The following is a 1,991-nucleotide window of genomic DNA, read 5'->3' as shown; positions in this document are numbered from 1 at the left end:
TATCAGCGGGACTGAAGGACGCTCACGCTACGAAGACAATGGCTTCAGACTCGAAAATGACAAAGTGATTAACACTGAATTAGTTGTTTCGATTTTGCAACCAGGAGTTTTACGGGCGTCGATCTTCGTAAGGCGCATAGCGCCGCCTGTTGCGCACAATACGATGAAGATGGAACCGTGATGTCCTGAGCCCCCCTTGTGCTGCGCACATCAGGACGGCTTCAGCAAAGCGATCGTTACGAGGCCGGTGGCGATCAGGACGGCGCAACCGATCCGTCGCGGGGTCGCTCGCTCATTCAAGAACAAGACGCCAAGCAGGGTCGCAAACAGCACGCTGCATTCGCGAAAGGCGACCACGTTGGCGATCGGATTGCGGCTCAACGCCCACAGGAAGACGGCGAACGACGTGAGGCCGAGAAGGCCCGCGATCAGCACCGGGAGCAGCGCGTGACGCAGATCTCGGAACATCGTGCGCCCCTGGTATAGGGTTGCCACAACGAAGAAGACGACGCTGTCGAGCACGATGATCCACGCCGTGAAGGACGCCCAGCCCTCGGGCTGGCGCGTGCCGGACGCATCGACGACCGAGTAGCCGCCGACCATCGCGGCCGCGCAGATCGCAGCCCACAGCGCACGCTGGTCGATCATTCCGTCCAGACCGTCGCGCGCGAGGCCGAAGATGCCGAGAACGATCGCTGAAATGCCGATGAGTTGTCCCGGTCCCGGTAATTGCTGAAGTTCCACATAGGCGAACAGCGTCGCGAACAACGGCACGGTGCCGCGAGCGATCGGGTAGGCACGGCCGAATTCGGCAGATCTGTACGCTGCTGCGAGGCTTGCCTTGTATCCGGCGTGCAGGACGAGCGAGACGAAGATGATCCGCCAAGTGGATGCGGACGGCGCCGGGACGAAGAACAAGACGGGCAGGGCGACCAGGCTGCTCACGAGACCCATGCCCGCGAGGATCGAGAGGCCGGCTCCCATCTTCACGATGGCGTGCCAGGTCGCATGAAGCAGACCCGCCAGCAGCATCAGACTCGCGGCGAGGGGATCCAATGTCGCAAACCTTGCTGCTCGATCCGTCGAATCAGATCTCGGGCGGCCAGGCCGCTGCGGCGAAGTAGGGGACCTGGTCGTGTGCGAACGCCTGCCGCGAGATGATTCGGCTCGATGGCGATACCGGCAGCTGTTCCCATTCCTGCCGATCGACAAAGCGCAGGCTCGCGATCTCGTCGCCATCCGGGACGAGCGCTCCACCCAGGATGACGGCTTCGAACGCGATCACGGTGTAATAGGTCAGGTCGTTGTTCGGATAGCGGATGAGAAACTCCGGACCACCGAAAACGCCCAGCAGCCGCTGCGGTCGTACGACGAGGCCGGTCTCCTCGAAGCATTCGCGGCTGGCGGCGTCGGCCGGCTGCTCGTTGGGATCGATGGCACCCCCGGGGAGGGTCCACAGGTTCGTTTCCGCGTCGCGCCCGAGCAGAATGCGGCCGGCCTCATCGAACACGGAGATGGACACCGCTGTTGTCGCCAACAGGTCGTGCCCGATCTTGCTGCGGACGGCCTTGAGATGATCGGAAATCGGCATTGCGGCTCGTCGCTCGGCAACAGGTCAATCCCGCTTGCCCGAGCCCTGACGTGTCGTCAAGCAGCGCGCAACGAGGACCGCTGCCGTGCAGCGTGCTCGGCAAACGTCACCGACGGCTCGTCCCGAGATCGGCAATCTGCCGGTGGGCTGCGCATCATGTTGATGATCTGGAGGGGGGTTGAGAACCATTCGGCATGGGCCGGAATGGCTCCCCGGGCTGGATTCGAACCAGCGACCATTCGATTAACAGTCGAATGCTCTACCGCTGAGCTACCGAGGAACAAGCGAAGCAATCTTCGCGAACGGCGCTGCGTATAACAAAGCCTTTTCGCCTTGCATAGAACGAAATCGCATCTTGGCGACAATTGCCGGAGTTTTGGCAATTCTACGGAGTTTCAGT

Annotated in this window: 3 protein-coding genes and 1 tRNA gene; 1 reads left to right on the top strand and 3 read right to left on the bottom strand. The window is 61.7% G+C overall.

The window, feature by feature from the left end; genetic code table 11:
* On the top strand, nt 1–181 hold a 181-nt coding region (locus BRAO375_RS38390; protein ID WP_210161270.1), incomplete at its 5' end, for a hypothetical protein.
* A 29-nt stretch (nt 182–210) separates the two neighbouring features.
* On the opposite strand, the gene BRAO375_RS19505 is transcribed toward BRAO375_RS38390, so the two are convergent.
* The 3 genes from BRAO375_RS19505 to BRAO375_RS19495 form a co-directional block, all read right to left on the bottom strand.
* The gene (locus BRAO375_RS19505) at nt 211–1,056 is read right to left on the bottom strand and encodes a GRP family sugar transporter (protein WP_009029166.1); all 846 of its coding nucleotides are present in this window, start codon (nt 1,054–1,056) and stop codon (nt 211–213) included.
* A gap of 31 nt (nt 1,057–1,087) precedes the next feature.
* Complete coding sequence (locus tag BRAO375_RS19500) at nt 1,088–1,591, bottom strand: NUDIX domain-containing protein (protein WP_009029165.1); 504 nt, start codon at nt 1,589–1,591, stop codon at nt 1,088–1,090.
* 205 nt (nt 1,592–1,796) lie between these two features.
* Nucleotides 1,797–1,871: transfer RNA gene (locus BRAO375_RS19495), tRNA-Asn, on the bottom strand.
* Nucleotides 1,872–1,991 lie beyond the last annotated feature (120 nt).

It is taken from the genome of Bradyrhizobium sp. ORS 375, assembly GCF_000239775.1.
Taxonomy (GTDB): domain Bacteria; phylum Pseudomonadota; class Alphaproteobacteria; order Rhizobiales; family Xanthobacteraceae; genus Bradyrhizobium.
The sequence above is the reverse complement of the archived record's forward strand: the minus strand, read 5'-3'. Positions and strand labels throughout refer to the sequence as shown.

What these genes read in the sequence shown, in the direction of transcription:
- BRAO375_RS19500 (WP_009029165.1), bottom strand. Translation starts at nt 1,591, where the DNA reads ATGCCGATTTCCGATCATCTCAAGGCCGTCCGCAGCAAGATCGGGCAC.